This is a genomic window from Actinosynnema pretiosum (assembly GCF_002354875.1).
Classification (GTDB): Bacteria; Actinomycetota; Actinomycetes; order Mycobacteriales; family Pseudonocardiaceae; genus Actinosynnema; species Actinosynnema auranticum.
In genome coordinates, this window is record NZ_CP023445.1 from 4893801 (window position 1) to 4910123 (window position 16323).

Annotated in this window: 15 protein-coding genes; 6 read left to right on the forward strand and 9 right to left on the reverse strand. The window is 74.1% G+C overall.

What is annotated here, in order from left to right; translation table 11 throughout:
* The first annotated feature begins 49 nt into the window (after positions 1-49).
* From CNX65_RS20840 to CNX65_RS20850, 3 genes are read left to right on the forward strand one after another with little or no spacing between them, the layout of a single operon-like run.
* Complete coding sequence (locus tag CNX65_RS20840; RefSeq protein ID WP_096495262.1) at positions 50-829, forward strand: IclR family transcriptional regulator; 780 nt, start codon at positions 50-52, stop codon at positions 827-829.
* A 43-nt stretch (positions 830-872) separates the two neighbouring features.
* Positions 873-1463, forward strand: coding sequence for an RraA family protein (locus CNX65_RS20845; RefSeq protein WP_096495263.1), 591 nt, complete (start codon positions 873-875; stop codon positions 1461-1463).
* Positions 1456-2361, forward strand: coding sequence for a hydroxyacid dehydrogenase (locus tag CNX65_RS20850; RefSeq protein WP_232519931.1), 906 nt, complete (start codon positions 1456-1458; stop codon positions 2359-2361). The genes CNX65_RS20845 and CNX65_RS20850 overlap by 8 nt, the downstream gene beginning before the upstream one ends.
* An 18-nt stretch (positions 2362-2379) precedes the next feature.
* Here CNX65_RS20850 and CNX65_RS20855 read toward each other — a convergent pair whose 3' ends face one another.
* From CNX65_RS20855 to CNX65_RS20885, 7 genes are all read right to left on the reverse strand, one after another.
* On the reverse strand, positions 2380-3024 hold the full coding sequence (locus CNX65_RS20855; protein ID WP_096495264.1) for a hypothetical protein: 645 nt from the start codon (positions 3022-3024) through the stop codon (positions 2380-2382).
* A 486-nt stretch (positions 3025-3510) separates the two neighbouring features.
* The gene (locus CNX65_RS37925; protein ID WP_096495265.1) at positions 3511-4533 is read right to left on the reverse strand and encodes a DNRLRE domain-containing protein; all 1023 of its coding nucleotides are present in this window, start codon (positions 4531-4533) and stop codon (positions 3511-3513) included.
* 431 nt (positions 4534-4964) lie between these two features.
* Positions 4965-5903 (reverse strand): DUF1177 domain-containing protein, encoded by a 939-nt coding sequence (locus CNX65_RS20865; protein ID WP_096495266.1) that lies wholly within the window; start codon positions 5901-5903, stop codon positions 4965-4967.
* A 116-nt stretch (positions 5904-6019) separates the two neighbouring features.
* The gene (locus tag CNX65_RS20870) at positions 6020-6655 is read right to left on the reverse strand and encodes an aspartate/glutamate racemase family protein (protein WP_096495267.1); all 636 of its coding nucleotides are present in this window, start codon (positions 6653-6655) and stop codon (positions 6020-6022) included.
* Positions 6652-7377, reverse strand: a complete 726-nt coding sequence (locus CNX65_RS20875; RefSeq protein ID WP_096495268.1) for an AroM family protein — start codon at positions 7375-7377, stop codon at positions 6652-6654. Before CNX65_RS20875 ends, CNX65_RS20870 begins: the two co-directional genes overlap by 4 nt.
* Entirely contained in the window at positions 7370-9070 is a 1701-nt protein-coding gene (locus CNX65_RS20880; RefSeq protein WP_177154295.1) for an OPT family oligopeptide transporter, read from the reverse strand. Before CNX65_RS20880 ends, CNX65_RS20875 begins: the two co-directional genes overlap by 8 nt.
* Before the next feature lie 12 nt (positions 9071-9082).
* Positions 9083-9832 carry an IclR family transcriptional regulator gene (locus tag CNX65_RS20885; RefSeq protein WP_096495269.1) on the reverse strand — a complete coding sequence of 250 codons (750 nt, stop codon included), beginning with the start codon at positions 9830-9832 and terminating at the stop codon, positions 9083-9085.
* A gap of 126 nt (positions 9833-9958) precedes the next feature.
* On the opposite strand from CNX65_RS20885, the gene pepE reads away from it, so the two are divergent.
* Together pepE and CNX65_RS20895 are read left to right on the forward strand one after the other, a co-directional pair.
* Entirely contained in the window at positions 9959-10708 is a 750-nt protein-coding gene (gene pepE / locus CNX65_RS20890) for a dipeptidase PepE (protein WP_096495270.1), read from the forward strand.
* Between the two features lie 174 nt (positions 10709-10882).
* Complete coding sequence (locus CNX65_RS20895) at positions 10883-12361, forward strand: protein kinase domain-containing protein (RefSeq protein ID WP_096495271.1); 1479 nt, start codon at positions 10883-10885, stop codon at positions 12359-12361.
* A 166-nt stretch (positions 12362-12527) separates the two neighbouring features.
* Here CNX65_RS20895 and CNX65_RS20900 read toward each other — a convergent pair whose 3' ends face one another.
* Positions 12528-12776 carry a hypothetical protein gene (locus CNX65_RS20900; RefSeq protein WP_096495272.1) on the reverse strand — a complete coding sequence of 83 codons (249 nt, stop codon included), beginning with the start codon at positions 12774-12776 and terminating at the stop codon, positions 12528-12530.
* 517 nt (positions 12777-13293) lie between these two features.
* On the opposite strand from CNX65_RS20900, the gene CNX65_RS20905 reads away from it, so the two are divergent.
* Positions 13294-14865 (forward strand): hypothetical protein, encoded by a 1572-nt coding sequence (locus tag CNX65_RS20905; RefSeq protein ID WP_157767760.1) that lies wholly within the window; start codon positions 13294-13296, stop codon positions 14863-14865.
* Between the two features lie 46 nt (positions 14866-14911).
* Here CNX65_RS20905 and CNX65_RS20910 read toward each other — a convergent pair whose 3' ends face one another.
* Positions 14912-16141, reverse strand: a complete 1230-nt coding sequence (locus CNX65_RS20910) for a pectate lyase (RefSeq protein ID WP_232519932.1) — start codon at positions 16139-16141, stop codon at positions 14912-14914.
* Between the last annotated feature and the right edge of the window lie 182 nt (positions 16142-16323).

The following is a 16323-nucleotide window of genomic DNA, read 5'->3' on the forward strand; positions in this document are numbered from 1 at the left end:
GATGGTAAGCATGTCTTCCGAGTGAGCGCAATCACGAACAGGAGACGACATGTCCGCCAGCAGCACGGCCGTCGAGGGCGACGGCGGCGGGATCCGCGCGGTGAGCAGGGCGTGGCGGGTGCTGCGCGCGTTCACCCCGGAGCGGGTGTCGTTGAGCGTCGCGGAGCTGGTCAGGGAGACCGGGCTGCCGAGGACGACGGTGTTGCGGCTGGTGGAGACGCTGGCCGGTGAGGGGCTGCTGGAGCAGGGCGCGGCGGACGGGCAGGTCCGGGTGGGGACGGCGCTGATCGCGTTCGCGGCGTTCGCGGACGCGGCGTGGGCGCTGCCGGAGGCCACTGCGGCGCGGATGCGGGCGTTGGCGGCGGAGACCGGGGAGACGGTGAGCCTGTACGTGCGGAGCGGGGTGCGGCGGGTGGTGGTGGGGCAGGCGCCGAGTCCGAACACGTTGCGGCACGTGGTGCAGCCGGGGGACGAGCTTCCGCTCGCGGTGGGGTCTGCGGCTTACGTGCTGCTGTCGTTGGAGTCGACGGCGGTGTTGGAGGCGTTGCTGCCGCAGGTGAGTTCGGACGTGGACGGGATGCGGGCGGTGATCGCGGAGGCCGCGGAGCGCGGGTGGTGCCTGACGCACGGGCAGCGGGAACCGGGGAACACGGGGTTGGCGGTTCCGGTGCCCGAGGTCGGCGGCCGACGGCGGGGGCGGCCGGTGGTGCTGGCGCTGGGCGGGCCGACGGTGCGGTTCGGCGACGAGAAGGTGCCGGGGTTCGTGGCGGCCGTTCAGCGGTGCGCCGCGGACATCGCGGTGAGCGGGTTGCCGCCCGCGCTGGGGTGAGGGTCGTGGACTGTCCGGAGTGGATCTAGCGCTGGGAGTGGTTGTGCACGAGCGAGACGTTTACCCGGTGGCGGGGTCGCAGCCGGTCGCGACGGTGTCGGACGCGATGGAGCGGTTCGGGGTCGCCGACGGGATTCGGCCGCTGTGGCGGGGCGCGGTGCTGTCCGGCCCGGCGTTCACGGTGTGGACCCGGCCCGGTGACAACAAGGGCCTGCACGCGGCGTTCGAGGAGATCAGGCGGGGCGAGGTGCTGGTCGTCAACGGCGGCGGAGACACCACCCGCGCGCTGATCGGCGAACTCGTGGCGCAGAAGGCGAAAGCGCTGGAGATCGGCGGGATCGTGCTGGACGGCGCGGCGCGGGACGTGGAGGAGCTGGAGGCGTTGGGGGTTCCGGTGTTCGCGCGGGCGGTGACGCCTGCCGGGCCGTGGAAGACGGGGCCGTTCCGGACCGGCGGCACGATCGCGGTCGGCGGGGTCCCGGTGGCCCCCGGCGACTGGGTGGTCGGCGACGGCGACGGCGTCGCGGTCGTCCCCCGCGCGCGGATCGGCGAGGTGGTGGCGAGGGTGGCCGAGCTGATCGCGGGCGAGGCCGACCGCCGGGCCGCGAACCGGGCGCTGGTCCCCCGTGGCTGACCCGGTGGTGTGGATCCCGAAGCCGGTGCACGAGGACGCGGTCGCGCTGCTGCGCGCCCACGCCGAGGTGGTGCCCGGCTACGGGGACGGCGCGGTCGGGTTCGACGGCGTGAGCGAGCGGGTCACCGCGATCCTGCTGCGCACGGACCGGGTCGACGGCGCGATGATGCGCCGGGCGCCGGGGCTGCGGATCGTGGCGCGGCACGGGGTCGGTGTGGACACCGTCGACGTGGAGACCGCGCGGGAGCTGGGGATCGTGGTCACCACGACGCCCGGCGCGAACGCCCAGTCGGTGGCCGAGCACGCGGTGGCGCTGCTGCTGGCGGTGCGGCGCGGGATCGGCGTGGCGGTGCGCGGCGACGGCGACGTCCGGTCGGCGATCCGGGGGCGCGAGCTGTCCGGGGCGACGCTGGGCCTGGTCGGGTTCGGGCGGATCGCGCGGCGGGTGGCGGCGATCTGCGCGGGCGGGTTCGGGATGCGCGTGCTCGCGCACGACCCGGTGCTGGGCGAGCGGGAGGTGCGGGTGGCGGGCGCGGAACCGGTCGGGCTGGACGAGCTGCTGTCGTTGTCCGACAACGTGTCCCTGCACGTGCCGCTGACGCCGGGCACGCGCGGGCTGATCGGTCTGGCGCGGCTGCGGTCGATGCCCGAGGGCGCGGTCGTGGTGAACACCGCGCGCGGCGGGGTGCTCGACGAGGAGGCGCTGCTGGTGGCGCTGCGCGAGGGGCACCTGGCGGGCGCGGGCCTGGACGTGACCGCGGTCGAGCCGCTGCCCGCCGACCACCCGCTGCGCGCCGAGCCGAACGTGGTGATCACCCCGCACGTGGGCGCGCAGACCGCCGAGGCGATGCGCCGGGTGGCGCTGGAGGCGGCGGAGCGGGTCGTGGAGCACCTGTAGCGGAGGGCGGCGGCCGGATCACCGTTGGGACGTCAGGGTTTCGTCCTTGTGGTGCCACCGCGACCACAGCTGCCGGTCGAGCGGGGCGAACGCGCCCGAGACCGCGGACACCCCGCCCGGCCGCCGCTCCCCCACCGGGTCGAGCACCCGGCTGACCAGGTCGCCGGTCACGATCCCGAGCAGGAACTCGGCGGCGCCGCAGTCGAACTCCTCGACCACCGGCTCGTCACCCCGCCGCCACAGCCCGCCGTTGGACGCGACGACCGTCCAGGAGTCCGGGTCGACCGAGCGGCGCGCCCAGAGAAGGCAGGTCTGGTCGCCGCGCCCCCACGGCACCAGGCCCAGCGGGTCGGGCAGCAGCGGGTGCGGCACGTCGCCGGGGTGCTCGCGCTTCCAGTCGGCCAGCTCGCGCAGCTCGGTCTGGAACTGCCAGAGCTGGTCCGGGGCGCCGTCGACGAGGAGGGGCGGGGTGATGGTGAGCGTCGAGCCGAGCGCGGTGCGGAAGGAACCTGGCGGGAAGACGTCGAGCAGTTCCCGGTAGTCGCCGGGCAGCGCGAAGCCGAGTCGCGCCTCGACCAGGTCCCACCGGGTGACCGCGTGGGAGAGCCCGTCCCAGCCGACGACCTCGCCGAGCCGCCGCACCGCGTCCCGCACCGGAACCACCCCGCACCTCGCGCCCCCGCGTCGTGGACGGGGGTCTCGGGTTCGAGTGTAAAGATCACCAGGCGTGCGGAGTCGGCCCCGCGAGGGGTTCGCGGGTCCCGCGCGCTCAGGGGTCGCGCGCGGGCGCACTGCGACGGCGAGCGACCGGCACGGCCTTGCGGCCGGGTTCCGCCCCGGCTGCCGCTGTCCTGGGCCGCTCCGGGCGAGTCGTCCGCTGGGCCTGCCCGGCGAGTGAGGGCAGGCTGGGACGTCGGAGGGGCCGTCGTGCCGACTCCGGGCGAGTCGTCCGCGTGCCAGCCCGGCGATCGGGGCTGGGGGGACGTCGGAATCGGCCGCTCGCGGTCGGGTCCGGGCGAGTGGTCCCCGCCCGGATCTCCAGGGCGCGGGACGTCGGACCTCGGCCGCCGGGACGGCGGTGCGGGTGCGTGCTTCCGGTGACCGTCGCCGGTGGGGACGGTCGCGGTCACCGGTGGTGGTGCCGGTCGATCAGCGTCTGCACGGGGAACGGCTTGGTGCGGGTGGGCCCCGTCCCAGGGGAATCCCGTCCCGGCTGGGGGTGGGCTGCGACGACGGGGTGGAGGCGGCTGTCCACCTCGTCGTCGGCGGCTCCGCGCCCGGTGGGGCGGGGAAAGGGGGTGCCGCCTCCTGGGCCGTCCAGGCGGTGAAGCGCGGAGAGCTCGCCGGCGAGGGCGTGTCTCCTGGGACTTCACCGGCCGCGTGGGCGGTGGTGGCGGGGGCGCCGGTCCGGTGGACCGGGAGTTCGGGGGTGTCGTTGCGCGGCAACGGGTTCGCGCGGTCGACGTGGGGGGTGGGGGTCGGGGTGGTCGCGGCGGTGCTGATCGGCGCGCGCGGGGGGACCGCGCCGTTGTGCTTGGCCGAATCGGGGGCGGCGGCGGGCTGAGGGGTGGGGCTGGTGGTGATCTCCAGGCGGGGCGGGGTGGTGCTGGTCGCGCCCGCGAACTTCTTCCAGCTGTACGAGTCGTCCTCGGCGGTGCGGATCGCCAGGCCGCGGTTGGGGGCGCCGTCGGCCCAGGACTGGACCAGGGCGCGGCCCGCGGCGTTCAGGGGGATCTGCTGCCAGGCCCCGCCTTCCGCGCAGGCGGCGAGGTAGCCGGAGGAGAAGAGGGCGGTGCCCAGTTCGGGGCCGCGTTCGGGGCCGGGCCAGGACTTCAGGCCGGACGGCGACCAGTCGGCGGTGATCTCGTCCACGTGCACGGGGCGCGGGGCGCAGGAGTAGGACCAGGTGTTGAACAGCCACAAGGTCGCGTCGAGGATGGTGCGGCCGGTGAGGGTGGAGCCCGCGGTGTCGAAGTGCAGGAAGGCGGTGGCGCGGTTGGCGCCGCCGTTGTAGGTGCCGACGCTGAAGGTGGGGTCGGTGGAGTAGTCCGCCAGGTACGGGGCGTGCACGTGGGTGGCGCCGCCGGCGGTCACGGTGGTGGTGACGGCGGGGGTGGCCGCCGGAGGGTTCGCGGGGGTGGCGGCGGGGCGCTCCACGGTGGTCTGCTCCACCGGGGGGAGGACGCCTGGAGAGGCTCCTACCGTTGTGGCGTCAGGAAGTCCGTGCTGCGCCTGGGCGGCAGCGGTGGTGGTGGGCAGTGCGGGGGCCACCGTGGCCAGCACAGCCAGGGCCACACCGGCAGCCAGGGAACGGGCGCGCTTCAGCGCGCGACCGGTGATCACAGACAGCAGTTCGACTCCCCGTTGGAGCACGGCCTTTGCCGCTACTCAGCGCAACGGGACGAATCTTCTCCGATACATCACCCTGCGTGACAGGGCCGTTCGGGTGAACAAGATCAAGAGGCAGGGAAGTGAAGAACACACGCCCGCGAGGCGTGCCCCGTGTCACATGTGGACGATCGGGGCACCCCTGGGTGCGTATTACGCGCACGTGCGAGCGCGGGGGACGGCTTGGGCCGTCCCCCTTGCGCCGCAACGGGAAGTCAGCTCTCGGCGCCCTTGGTCTGGAGGTGGGCGAGGGAGCCGTAGAGGGAGGTGAGGCGCGCGAACTCGGCGGGGTCGTAGAAGGACGCGATGCCTCGGCCGTAGTCCTTCGCGGTCTCGATGACGAAGCGGACGGCGCTCTCGACGACCTGGAGGTCGCTCGCCCCGGTGGCGGAACCGGGAACGGCCGTCACGGTGGTCAGGGCGACGCCCACGACCGGGGCCGGGGTGGCGGTGGTGGGCTGGACGATCGAGTTCACGTGGTAGACGTCGTTGCCGTACGGGGTGATGTCCTGCGTGGTGATGGGCAGGATCACCGGGTTCTGGCCCGAGGTGCGCTCGACGATGTCGAGCAGCGACTCGGAGACGCGGAGGATCCAGCCCTCCTTGATGGTGGGGGTGATCGCGAAACCGCGGTGGTTGCAGATGCGGTTGCCGCGCGTGGTGTCGACGGACACGATCGCGTCCATCTCGGCGGAGACCTCGACGGAGTTGGTGACGGCCATGTCGACCGAGGAGCCCATGAACGGCACCGGGTCGTGCGGCTGGGTCGGGGCGTCCGGGTCGACGTGGGTGCTCACGATGACGTCGCCGGGCAGGCGGTCTCCCTTCGCGGCGGCGTCGAGCAGCTTCGCTGCGGCGGAGAGGGCGACGAGGGCGCCGTCGCCGTCGGAGACGAAGCCGATCTGCTCGGGGCGGGCGCCGAGGCCGCCGAGGCGGCCGATGATGCCCAGGGTGGGCGCGTCGCCGCCGGAGCTGCGGCCGTTCGTGCCGGGGATGAGGACCTTGACGAACTCGGTCTCGCCCGCCTCGCCGGTGACCTCGGTGACCTCGACCTCGGTGGCGCCGAGGGACTTGAGCACCTCGGCCACGGCCTTGCCGCTCGCGGAGGGCGAGTCGAGCAGGTCGGACATTTCGATGACGTGACGCCAGGACATGGGCACGTGCTCCTCACGCTGGGGGGAGGTTGGGAAAGTTCAAGGGGAGGGCGGAAAGCCCAGGGGAACCGGCGACCGCCCCCGCGGATGTGTCCCGAGTGGACGGTCGCCGGTGGTCAGAACGGTCTGGCGGCGAGGAGTCCGGCGGTGCGGACCGCGTCCACCACCGGCACGCCCAGTGCGCGCCGCAGTGGTTCGGCCAGGCCGATGGTGGTCATGCCGGTGCAGGCGAGCAGGAGGACGTCGGCGCCGCTGTCGACCAGGCGGCGGCCTGCGTCGAGGCTGGATCGCTTGCCCTGCTCGGTGAGCAGGTGGGCGGTCTCGGTGACGCCGTCGGGCTGGATGGCGCCGTGCAGGCGGTCGCCCAGGACCCTGGTGACCGAGAGCGGGGTGGCGGCGGTCAGGTCCAGGACGCCGACCCGCTCCCCCAGGGTCAGGGCGACCCCGGCGGCCGAGGCGCCCGCGCCCAGGACGGGGATGGGTGCGCGGGTGCGGGCGGCTGCCAGGCCGGGGTCCGCGGCGCAGCTGATGACGATGGCGTCCACGTGCGGGGCCATCTCCTCGGCCAGGAGGGGGACTTTCTTGTCCGCCAAGGCGAAGGACTCGTCGTCGTGCACGCCGCGCGGCTGGTCCGGGATGCAGGCGGTGCGGGTGACCACACCCAGTTCGGCTTCCAGGATGCGGCCGTGCGTCCCCAGGAAGTCGAGGTCGGTGGAGGTGACCACGCGGATGACCCCGATGCGGCGGGTCATACCGCCGCTCCCCGGTCGAGCAGCTCGGCGGCCAGGCGGGCGACGACGGAGCGGGCCAGCACCACGGGCACGTTCAGTTCCGCCACCAGGACCTCGCGCATCGCCTGGGTGTAGCCGATGCAGTCGGCGACGATCAGTTGTGCGCCCGCGGCCTTGAACTCGGCTGCGGCGGACCGCAGGCCCTCGGCCACGGCCTCGGGTGAGCCGGCGTACGGGGTGGCCACGGCCACCACGACCTCGGCGTCCAGGGGGGCGTACTTGGTGTCGGGGTGGCGCCTCTGCTCTTCCAGGGGCACCAGCACGCCCACGGTGGTCATCCCGGCGGCGATCGCCGCGACCGCGTGGCCGATCATGAACTCGGGGCGCAGGACCGGGCCCCGGTGCTCCAGTTCGCCGAACTCTCCGGTGCAGGCCAGGTAGACGGCGTCCACCCCGGCCTCCTCAAGGTCGGCGACCGCCGCTCGCACCCTGGGGGCGATGTGGTGGTGGCCGACGATCGCGGAGCCGCCGTCGCGCAGGCGGGTGGTGAGGACCTCGTCGCCCTCGGCGGGGGCCCACTCGGCGATCTGCTCGGGGGTGACGCCGTCCAGGGCGCCGCGCTCCACGATCCGCACGCCGGGCAGCCAGGCGCGCAGTTCGGGGGTGAGGTCGGCGCGCGGGGTCTGGCCGATGGTGACGACGCCCAGGGTGACGGGCTCGGGGGCGGTGGTCGGGTCAGCCACGGAAGATCCTCCCGACGGAGTTGATCGAGTCGCCCGCGATGAGGCCCGCGCCGACCAGGGCGGCGTCGTTCTCGCCCTCGGGGCCGCGCTTGCGGACCCACAGGACGCGCAGGGCGAGCGCGGCGAGGACGAGCCAGCCCGCGTTCGGGGTGGCGACCAGGAGGCCGGTGGCGAGCAGGACGCCGATCTGGCGCTTGGGGCCGCCGATGAGCTGGATGATCGCGCCGGGGACGGCCCAGATCAGCAGGTTGCGCAGGACCTCGGGGTCGCCGAGGCCGGCCTTGATGGTGTCGGCGTAGACCTTCGACACGGGCGGGACGTCGCCGTTGGTGAAGTAGCTCTGCCAGAGCAGGGCCACCGCGCCGACCGCGACGGCGAAGCCGATGACGCTGGCGAGGAGCTGCTGGCGGCGGCCCTCCAGCTCGAAGGCGCTGTACGGGCGGTGCGCGCGGCGCAGGAGCCAGCCCGCCTTGAGGTCGTAGCCCATGTCGGCGAACGCGGGGCCGGTGGCGGCGCAGTAGGCCACCAGGACCATGAGGGGCACCTGGGGGAAGCCGAGGAACAGGCCGACGATCAGGAAGATCAGGGTGACGGCGAAGGCGGGGAACCAGCCCGCGTGCATGGCGGCCAGGCCGACGATGATCTCGTGCACGATCGCGGCGAACGCGGCGAACAGGACCCAGCCGATCAGGGCCGGGACGGACAGCTCGGAGTGCACCCCGGCGAGGACGGCCAGGATCGCGGCGCCACCGACGTACAGCAGGTAACCGGTGGAGAAGGCGCGGCGGAGCTTGCCGATGGTGACGGTGTCCACCATGGACGGATCGTCTTCGAGGTCCGCGTCGGAGCCGTCGGCCTTCGCGGCGGCGGCCTTCTTCTCCTCGGCGCCCTCCCTGCGGGGGTCCTTGGCCTCGGACTTCTTGGAGCGGCGGCCGAGGAGCAGCAGGGCGGCCTGGACGAGGGCGACCAGACCGGCGCCGATCATCACGCCGTGCGGCACGTAGAGCGCGGCGAGCTTGACGTTGAACAGGACCGGGGCGTACTGCGCGGCCAGGAGGCCGACGCCGAACATTCCGAGCGCCCAGACGTTGCCGATCAGCGCGACGCCCGCGGCGGACATCGGCAGACCGGCGAAGCTGGCGCCGAAGCCGAGGACGCCGGACACGGCGAGGATCTTGGCCTGACGGCCGCCGGAGTCGCCTGCCTTGATGGTCTCGGCGGCGGCCACGCCGGGCGGCCACGCGGCGTGCGCGGGCAGGAACGAGGAGCCGAAGCCCCGGTAGAGGATCCAGACGTCGATCGCCAGGCCCAGGCCCGCGCCGATGAAGACCGGCCAGACCAGCTCGGGCTTGCCGAAGACGAACGGGATCGCCATCGGAATCAGCAGCGAGTTCGCGGCGGCGAAGGTGGAGCCGGAGATCGCGGACTGGGCGAGGTTCTGGCGGTGGACGCTGCGCATCCTGGCCAGGCCGAGGAAGGCGAAGCGGCCCACGACCATGGCGACCAGTGCGCCGATCACCGAGGTGTTGGGCGAGACGCCCAGGGTGGTGATCATGTGCAGGCCGATGATCGCTCCGAGCACGCTGAGCAGGGCGATGATCACGAACGTGATGGGCTCGAAAGCCCTGGGGTGCTTCTCGGGGGCGTCACCGGTGGTCGGTGTCGCGGGGTCCTTCGAGGAGTCAAGGGACACAGAGGTCTCCTCTCACGCTGTCCGGCTGAGGGCGTCGGACAGTTCGGCGGCGGCCGCGAGCAGGTGGCCGACGAGTTCAGGGGTGGCGGCGACCTGGTGGGTCACGCCGAGGACCGCGATGCAGCCCGTGATCTCGCTCCCGGATCTGACGGGAGCGGCGACCGAGGTCACGTGCGGGTTCACCTCACCGGTGGAGGTGGCGAAGCCCCGCTCCCGCACGGCGGTGTGCAGGCTGTGGAGGGTGGTGGCGTCGTGCGGGCCGGTCTCGGTCGACTCGTCGAAGCCGGAGGCGATCAGCGCGTCGATCTCCTCCTGGGGCCGGAACGCGAAGATCGCGTGCCCGGCCGCGCCCCCGTACCAGGGGTAGCTGCGCCCCAGGGTGAGCTCCCAGCGCAGGTCGCCGGGCGCGTCGGCGGCGGCGGCGAGCACGTAGCGGGAGCCCTGGCGCACGTTGAACACGGCGGACCTGCCCACGAGGGCGGCCAGCCGGTTGAGCACCGGCAGCGCGATCTGCCGGTTGGCGTCGGACTCGGCGGCCAGGTGGCCGAGGCCGATCAGCGCGGGCCCCAGCCGGTACATCCGGGTGCGCTTGTCGGCGACGAGGAAGCCCCGCCCGGCGAGGGTGGCCATGATCCGGTGGACCTGGGAGGTGCCCAGACCGAGGCGGCGCGCGGCGTCGCTGACGCCCCACGTGTCCTCGGTCGCCGAGAACAGCGAGAGCACGTCGAGCGCACGCTGGACGGTGAGCAGCTCGTCAGCCACAGGGGGTCCCTCCGGACGGTGGGCTTCCCGATAATCGGGAAGGCTTTCCTGTCATCGGGATGAACCGTAAATGCTCCATCGGCCGCAATCCAGCCCCCCCGGTTGCTAATCCGTAAACTTCGGCGCGTGGACCTGCTGCTCTTCTCGAACTCGACCAATCACGGCGGGCGTCCCTACGCCCACGCGCTGCCCGAGATCCGCGACTTCCTCGCCGGTGTCGAGGACGCGCTCTTCGTGCCCTACGCGCTCGCCGACCACGACGCGTACACCGCGAAGGTCGCCGACGCGTTCGCCCCCGCGGGGGTGGCCCTGCGGGGGCTGCACCGCGAGGCCGACCCGGTGGCGGCGGTGGCGTCGGCGGGCGCGGTCGTCGTCGGCGGCGGCAACACGTTCCGGTTGCTGCGCTCCCTGCAGGGGCAGGGGTTGGACGTGGCGATCCGCGAGGCGGTGCGCGCCGGGACGGCCCGGTACGTGGGCGCCAGCGCGGGCACCAACATCACCGCGCCGACCATCCGGACGACCAACGACATGCCGATCGTGGAGCCGGGGTCGTTCGCGGCGCTGGGGCTGGTGCCGTTCCAGATCAACCCGCACTTCATCGACGCGGACCCGACCAGCACGCACATGGGCGAGACGCGGGAGACCAGGCTGCTGGAGTTCCTGGAGGAGAACGACGTCCCGGTGCTCGGGCTGCGGGAGGGCACGCACCTGCGGGTGTCCGGGGACGGGCGCGCGCGGTCGTGCGTGGTCGGCGGGACGTCGGTCGCGGTGCGCGGGGGCGGGCCTGCGATCGTGTTCCGGCGGGGGAAGGACCCGGAGGAGGTGTCCGGGGACGTCAGCTCGCTGCTGGACGAGCGGGTGGCGTTCGACGGCTGAGCGGGTGCGCGGCGGCCCCCGGTCGGGGCTCGGCCTCCCGGTCGGGGGTTTTCGCGCTGGGGTTCGGAAAGCGCTTTCCGGTCTGTCCGGAGACGTCTCCGGCACCCCGGCGGCCCGTTCCACTATCACCCAGTCGGGTGGCCCCTACGCCCGGTGACTCGGTACCGTCGGCCCGTGCCACACGCGGGAGAGCTGATCGCCGGTCGCTACCGGCTGGAGTCGCTGGTCGGGCAAGGGGCGATGGGGGTCGTCTGGCGGGGGCGGGACGAGGAGCAGGACCGCGTCATAGCCGTCAAGCTCCTGGAGGAGTCGGTGCGGTCGGCCGACTCCAGCGCGTGGATCGCCCGCGAGGGCCGCATCGCGACCCGGCTGCGGCACCCCAACGCGATCACCGTGCACGACGTCGTGGAGCACGACGGCACCCCGTGCCTGGTCATGGAGTACCTGCCCTCGCACAGCCTCGGCGCCCTGCTGGACGAGCGCGGGCCGCTGCCGCCCGGCGAGGTGGCGCGCATCGGCGGGCTGGTGGCCTCGGCGCTGACCGCCGCGCACCAGGCGGGCATCGTGCACCGGGACGTCACCCCGTACAACATCCTGATCTCGCACGACGACGGCGACGTCAAGATCACCGACTTCGGCGTGGCGCGGGCGGTCGGCGAGGGGACGGTCACCGACGCGCGGCAGGTCGTGGGCACCCCGGCGTTCCTGGCGCCCGAGGTGGCGTCGGGCGAGTCGGCCTCGCACGCGTCGGACGTGTTCTCGCTGGGCTCGACCCTGTACACCGCCGTCGAGGGGCACCCGCCGTTCGGCAGGCTGGAGGACAACCCGTACGCCCTGCTGCGCCGCGCCGCGAAGGGCGAGGTGACCCCGCCGCGCACCACCGGCCCGCTCGCGGACGTGCTGGTGCTGCTGATGGCCCGCGAGCCCGACCACCGCCCGACCATGGCGCAGGCCCGCCAGATGCTCCAGGCCACCGCCGAGGGCAAACCCCTGCCGCCCGCCGCGCGCACCGTGCCCGCCCCCGGCGCTCCCCCGGTGATCGCGCCCCCGCCGCCCGCCGCCGCCCACCAGGGCGGCCGGACGATGATGCTGGCGGTGCGCAGGCAGCTGTCGCTGCGGCCGATGGCCTGGGCGGGCATCGCGGGCGCGCTGCTCGCGGGCGGCGTCGTGCTCGGCTTCGCGCTGTCCACGACCTCGGACGACGAGACCGGGTCGCCGCAGGCCGCGTCCGACCCGTCGAGCAGCGGGCCAGCGACGACGACCACGGCGTACTCGCGCAAGGTCACCCCGAGCATCTCGGCGCCCCCGGAGACCGAGGAGTCGGAGGAGGAGTCGCAGGCCCCCTCCGGCCCCGGCGGCTGCGAGGCGACGCTGAGGATCACCAACTCCTGGCCGAACGGGTTCCAGGGCGAGGTCGTGGTGCGCAACCCCGGCGGCGCGCCGGTGAGCGGCTGGACGGTGAGCTGGACGGCGACGGGCGGCGAGACGATCTCGTCGTCGTGGAACGGCAGGCTGAACCGGAACAGCGGCACGGTGGTCGTGTCGAACGAGGGCTACAACGGCACGATCCAGGCCGGGGGGAGCACGAACTTCGGGTTCAACGGCTCGGGCGAGCCGCCCGCGTCCCCGTCGGTGAGCTGCACGGCGGGCTGAGCCGCGCAGGTGCGCGGGCGTGGCGCCGACGCTCCTGCCCGCCTGCACCGCGGTCGTGGACTCGCGGCCGTGCCCGCCACCGGGGCGCCCGCCGCGGGCAGCGGCCTGAAGGTCCTGCCCGCGCGGCCCGCCATCGCCCCGGTCGACGACCGGACGGCCGAGACGATCACGCGCGGGACGCGGCCGTCGACCCGAACCCGGCGGGCGGGCAGGTGCGGCTGGGCGACCTGGCCGCCGCGCCCACGGCGAAGGAGGTGGGCGCGCCGTTCGACCCGTGCGGCATCGGCGGCACGGGCTGGGGCGCGTTCCCCGCGCGGGTCAGGAACCCGCAGCGGACCAGGCCGCTGCCGCTGCGCCCGGACGACGGCTTCGCCACCGGCTGCGACTGCTCCACCAGCGACTCGATCCCGATCACCCCGCCGAACCGGGCTCCGGCGCCAAGCCCGCCCTGTTCAGCGCGATCGCGCAGTGGTGGGAGCCCGGCGCGTTCGACCTGGTGGGGAGGGCGGGCACGGGCCCGGCCTCGACCGAGCGGGGCGGGAGCCGACGTGCGGGACGGTCGTGGCGCCGGGCAGCGGCACGGCCGGGGTCGGGCTGTGGCAGGACGAGTTCCCGGTGGACCCGTGCGCGGTGAGCGCGGCGGTCGCCGGGGAGATCGTCGAGGCCGCCGGTCGACCCGCGCGCGGTGACGTGCCGCTCCCCTGTGGACGGTCCGCGGGCGCGGGCCGCGCCGGGTGCTGTGAGCGGGCGGGCGTGGGCGTCCACCGAGGACCGGTTCCGACCGGTTCCGACGGACTCAGGCGAAACACCCGCGCCGGGCGGCTCGCGTTGCTAGCTTCGTGCGCGGCGCGCGCCCGGCAGGGGCGTCGCGGGCGGCAGGGGGCCGTTCGCGGGAGCGCCGTTCACGGCACCGCACCGACCGGGGGGTCGACTTGTTCGTCGCACGGGGTTCCACAGCAGGGCGGGGGGCGCGTTCGGGCGCGCTGGTCGCGGCGTTGCTGCTGCCGCTCGCCGCCTGCACCACCGTCGTGGGCTCCAGGGCGGTGCCCGTGCCGCCCGACGAGCGCGCCCAGGGCTCGACCGCGATCGTGGCGCAGATCGAGGAGGAGGACCGGCCGCTGGCCGTGGCCTACGCCCACCTGCGCGCCGTCGACGCCTGCGGGCTGCTCTACGACGAGGCGGCGATGGCGAAGGCGTTCCCCGGCGCCCGGACCGAGCTCGTGCTGCCCGCGACGGTGCTCGGCACCTGCCGGGCGGTGGTCGCGGTCGGCGAGGGCGCGGGTGAGCTGAAGTACGAGGTGCAGCTGACGCTGGCCGCCAACGCCGCCAACGGCCGGGCGCAGGGCGCGCCGGAGCAGGTCGCCGGGCGGACCGCGCTGGTGGTCCGGGACGCCAGGTGCTCGTTCTACCTGGACGTCGACGAGGAGCTGGGCCTGCCCGAGTCCTCGCGCGGGCTGGTGAGCCCGCTGGTCGAGTTCGGGGTGCACGGCGGCGGCACGCCGGGGGTGGACCTGTGCGGGGCCGGGCGGAGCTACCTGGAGTCGACCGCCGCGCTGTGGTCCGACCCGCCCTCGGCCGGTGAGGGGCGGAGCTCGCCCGAGCTGGCGCTGGCGACCCTGGACCCGTGCGTGCCCGCCTCGGCGCTGCTGGACTCCCCCGGCGCGCGGATCGACAAGCCGCTGGGCACGAACACCTGCGTGGTCGAGGTCGGGCGCGGCGGTGGCCGCCCCCAGCGGATCGAGGTCAGCTTCCTGATCGGCGGCGACCCCGTCGGCAACCGGCCGGACAGCGCCGAGGTGGTCACCATGGGCGGCCGGGACGTGGTCAAGGAGAAGCTGGCGACCGGGTGCCGCAACGAGTTCGCCTGGCAGTCGGGGCTGCCGCTGGTGGACGAGAGCAGCGAGCTGGTGCTGCGCTACCTCCAGCTCCAGACCGTGCAGGTGGAGTCGCTGACCTGCCCCGGCCTGGACGAGAGCACCGAGAAGGTGCTGGCGGCGATGGGCGAGGAGCCGCCGCCCGCGAAGCGGGTGGCCACGGCCCCGGTGGTCCTGGGCGCGCACCCCGTGCCACCGGACGCGGCGGCCGTCGGCGCGCCGTTCGACCCGTGCGCGCTGGGCTGGGCGGCGTTCCCCGAGCAGGTCAGGCACCCCAGGGGCGTCGTGCCGACCCTGCGGCTGCCGGACGAGGGCTTCGCGACCTCGTGCGTCTACACCAACCACAACGAGGGCAAGGGCTCCGGGCTGTTCACCACCGAGGTGTTCTGGGCGGTGCCGGACGGGTTCGCGCTGAGCGGGACCGCCCCCGACCGCACGACGAAGGTGCAGGTCGCGGGCAGGGAGGCGCACCGGGTGACGATGAGCCCGCGCGAGGGCACGGCGTGCGCGGTGCTCGTGCGGCTGGAGCGGGGCGTGGGCGGCGTGCAGGTCCGGCAGGGCCGGTTCGACGTCGACGTGTGCCAGGTGGCCACCACCGTCGCCGAGGCCGTCGTGCGCGCCGCCGCGTGACGGCGGGGCCGGGGTCGTCGTCGACCCCGGCCCCGCGGTCAGGACGTCACCGCTGGGTGATGTCCGAGGGCTGGTACAGGCAGTTCTTGCCGTCCGCCCCCTCGCCGATCTTCTTGGGCTCGCTGCCCTTCGGCACGCCCTGGTACTTCTCGCACACCGTCGTGCTGCCGTGGACGGTGACCCGCGAGAACCGGGCCGTGTCGCCCCAGTTGGTGTTGATCCCCACCAGGACCTTGGTCGAGCGCGCGGTGACCCCGTCCAGCACCACGTGCCGCTGGTACGAGGTGGAGCAGTTCCCGCAGGCCCGGTAGAGCTTGCCGGAGCTGTGCACCTGGAAGTTGCGGATGGTCAGCGTCCCGGCCCCGTTGTGCTGGAACACCTTGTCGGCCCCGGACTTCGCGCCGCCGCCGTCGACCAGGTAGGTCGCCGAGGAGCTGGCGGACTTGAACGTGGCCGCGTCCTCGCCGACGTCGTTCCACCACACGTTGCGGATCGTGCAGGAGCCCTCGCAGTGGATGCCGTCACCGGCGGGCGCGTCGATGATGACGTTCTGGATCGTGCCGCCGTTGGCGACGACGAACATCGGGTCCTGGCTCTCGCCCTGGCCGCCGTCGCCGATGCCGTAGTAGCGCTTGAGGCCGCCGTCGAAGAAGGTCCCCGCGTTCTTCGTCGTGGTCTGGTGCACGCTGCCGGTGTCGCTCGGCCACGGGCCGTCGCCGGTGCCGCCGCCGGGTGGCGGGGTGGTGGTGGTCGTGGGGCCGCCACCGCCGGTCGTGGTCGTGGTGGTGGTCGGGTTGCCGCCGCCCGAGGTGGTGAACGACCACTGCTTGGTGGCCGCGCCGTCGCAGGAGTTGGTCTGCACCGGCGCGCCCGACGCGGTCGAGTTGTCCTTGGTGTTCAAGCACTTCCCGCCGTTGGCGTTGACCACCCGGTGGTTGCCGCCGCTCTCCGCGAGGGTCCAGGTCTGGCTGCCGGTGCTGCCGCACGCGACCTGCTCGACGACCTTGCCCGCCGAGGTGGAGTCGTCCCGCACCCCGGCGCACAGGCCCGCCGCCGAGGTGATGCGGAAGCCGCCGCTGACCGCCGCGAGGGTCCACCGCTGGCTCGCGGAGCCGCCGCACGACGCCTGCTGCAACTGCGACCCGCTCGCGCCGCCGCCCGAGTCGAGGCACTGCCCGCTGCCGCCGTTGGTGACCACGTACGTGCCCGCGCTCACCGCGGCCGACGCGGGCGGGGCGCTCGGCCAGGCCACCAGCGCGACCACCAGAGCCCCCACCGCACCCACCGCGGAGAGCGCTCTCCACGAATGGGGAGAAAGGTTTAATCGGTTGCGCGAACCCATGCACGCCTCCTTGCGAGCACCCGGAAAAACGCGATCCCGCGCCCGTTGTTCACGTCTCTGAACTGCGCAAACAGCGGATAAGCGCGGTAATGGGGACGGTAGCGCAGCTTTTCCGG

Coding starts and splice junctions, on each gene's coding strand:
- CNX65_RS20840 (WP_096495262.1), top strand. CDS start 50: ATGTCCGCCAGCAGCACGGCCGTCGAGGGCGACGGCGGCGGGATCCGC.
- CNX65_RS20870 (WP_096495267.1), bottom strand. CDS start 6,655: ATGACCCGCCGCATCGGGGTCATCCGCGTGGTCACCTCCACCGACCTC.
- CNX65_RS20865 (WP_096495266.1), bottom strand. CDS start 5,903: ATGTCCTGGCGTCACGTCATCGAAATGTCCGACCTGCTCGACTCGCCC.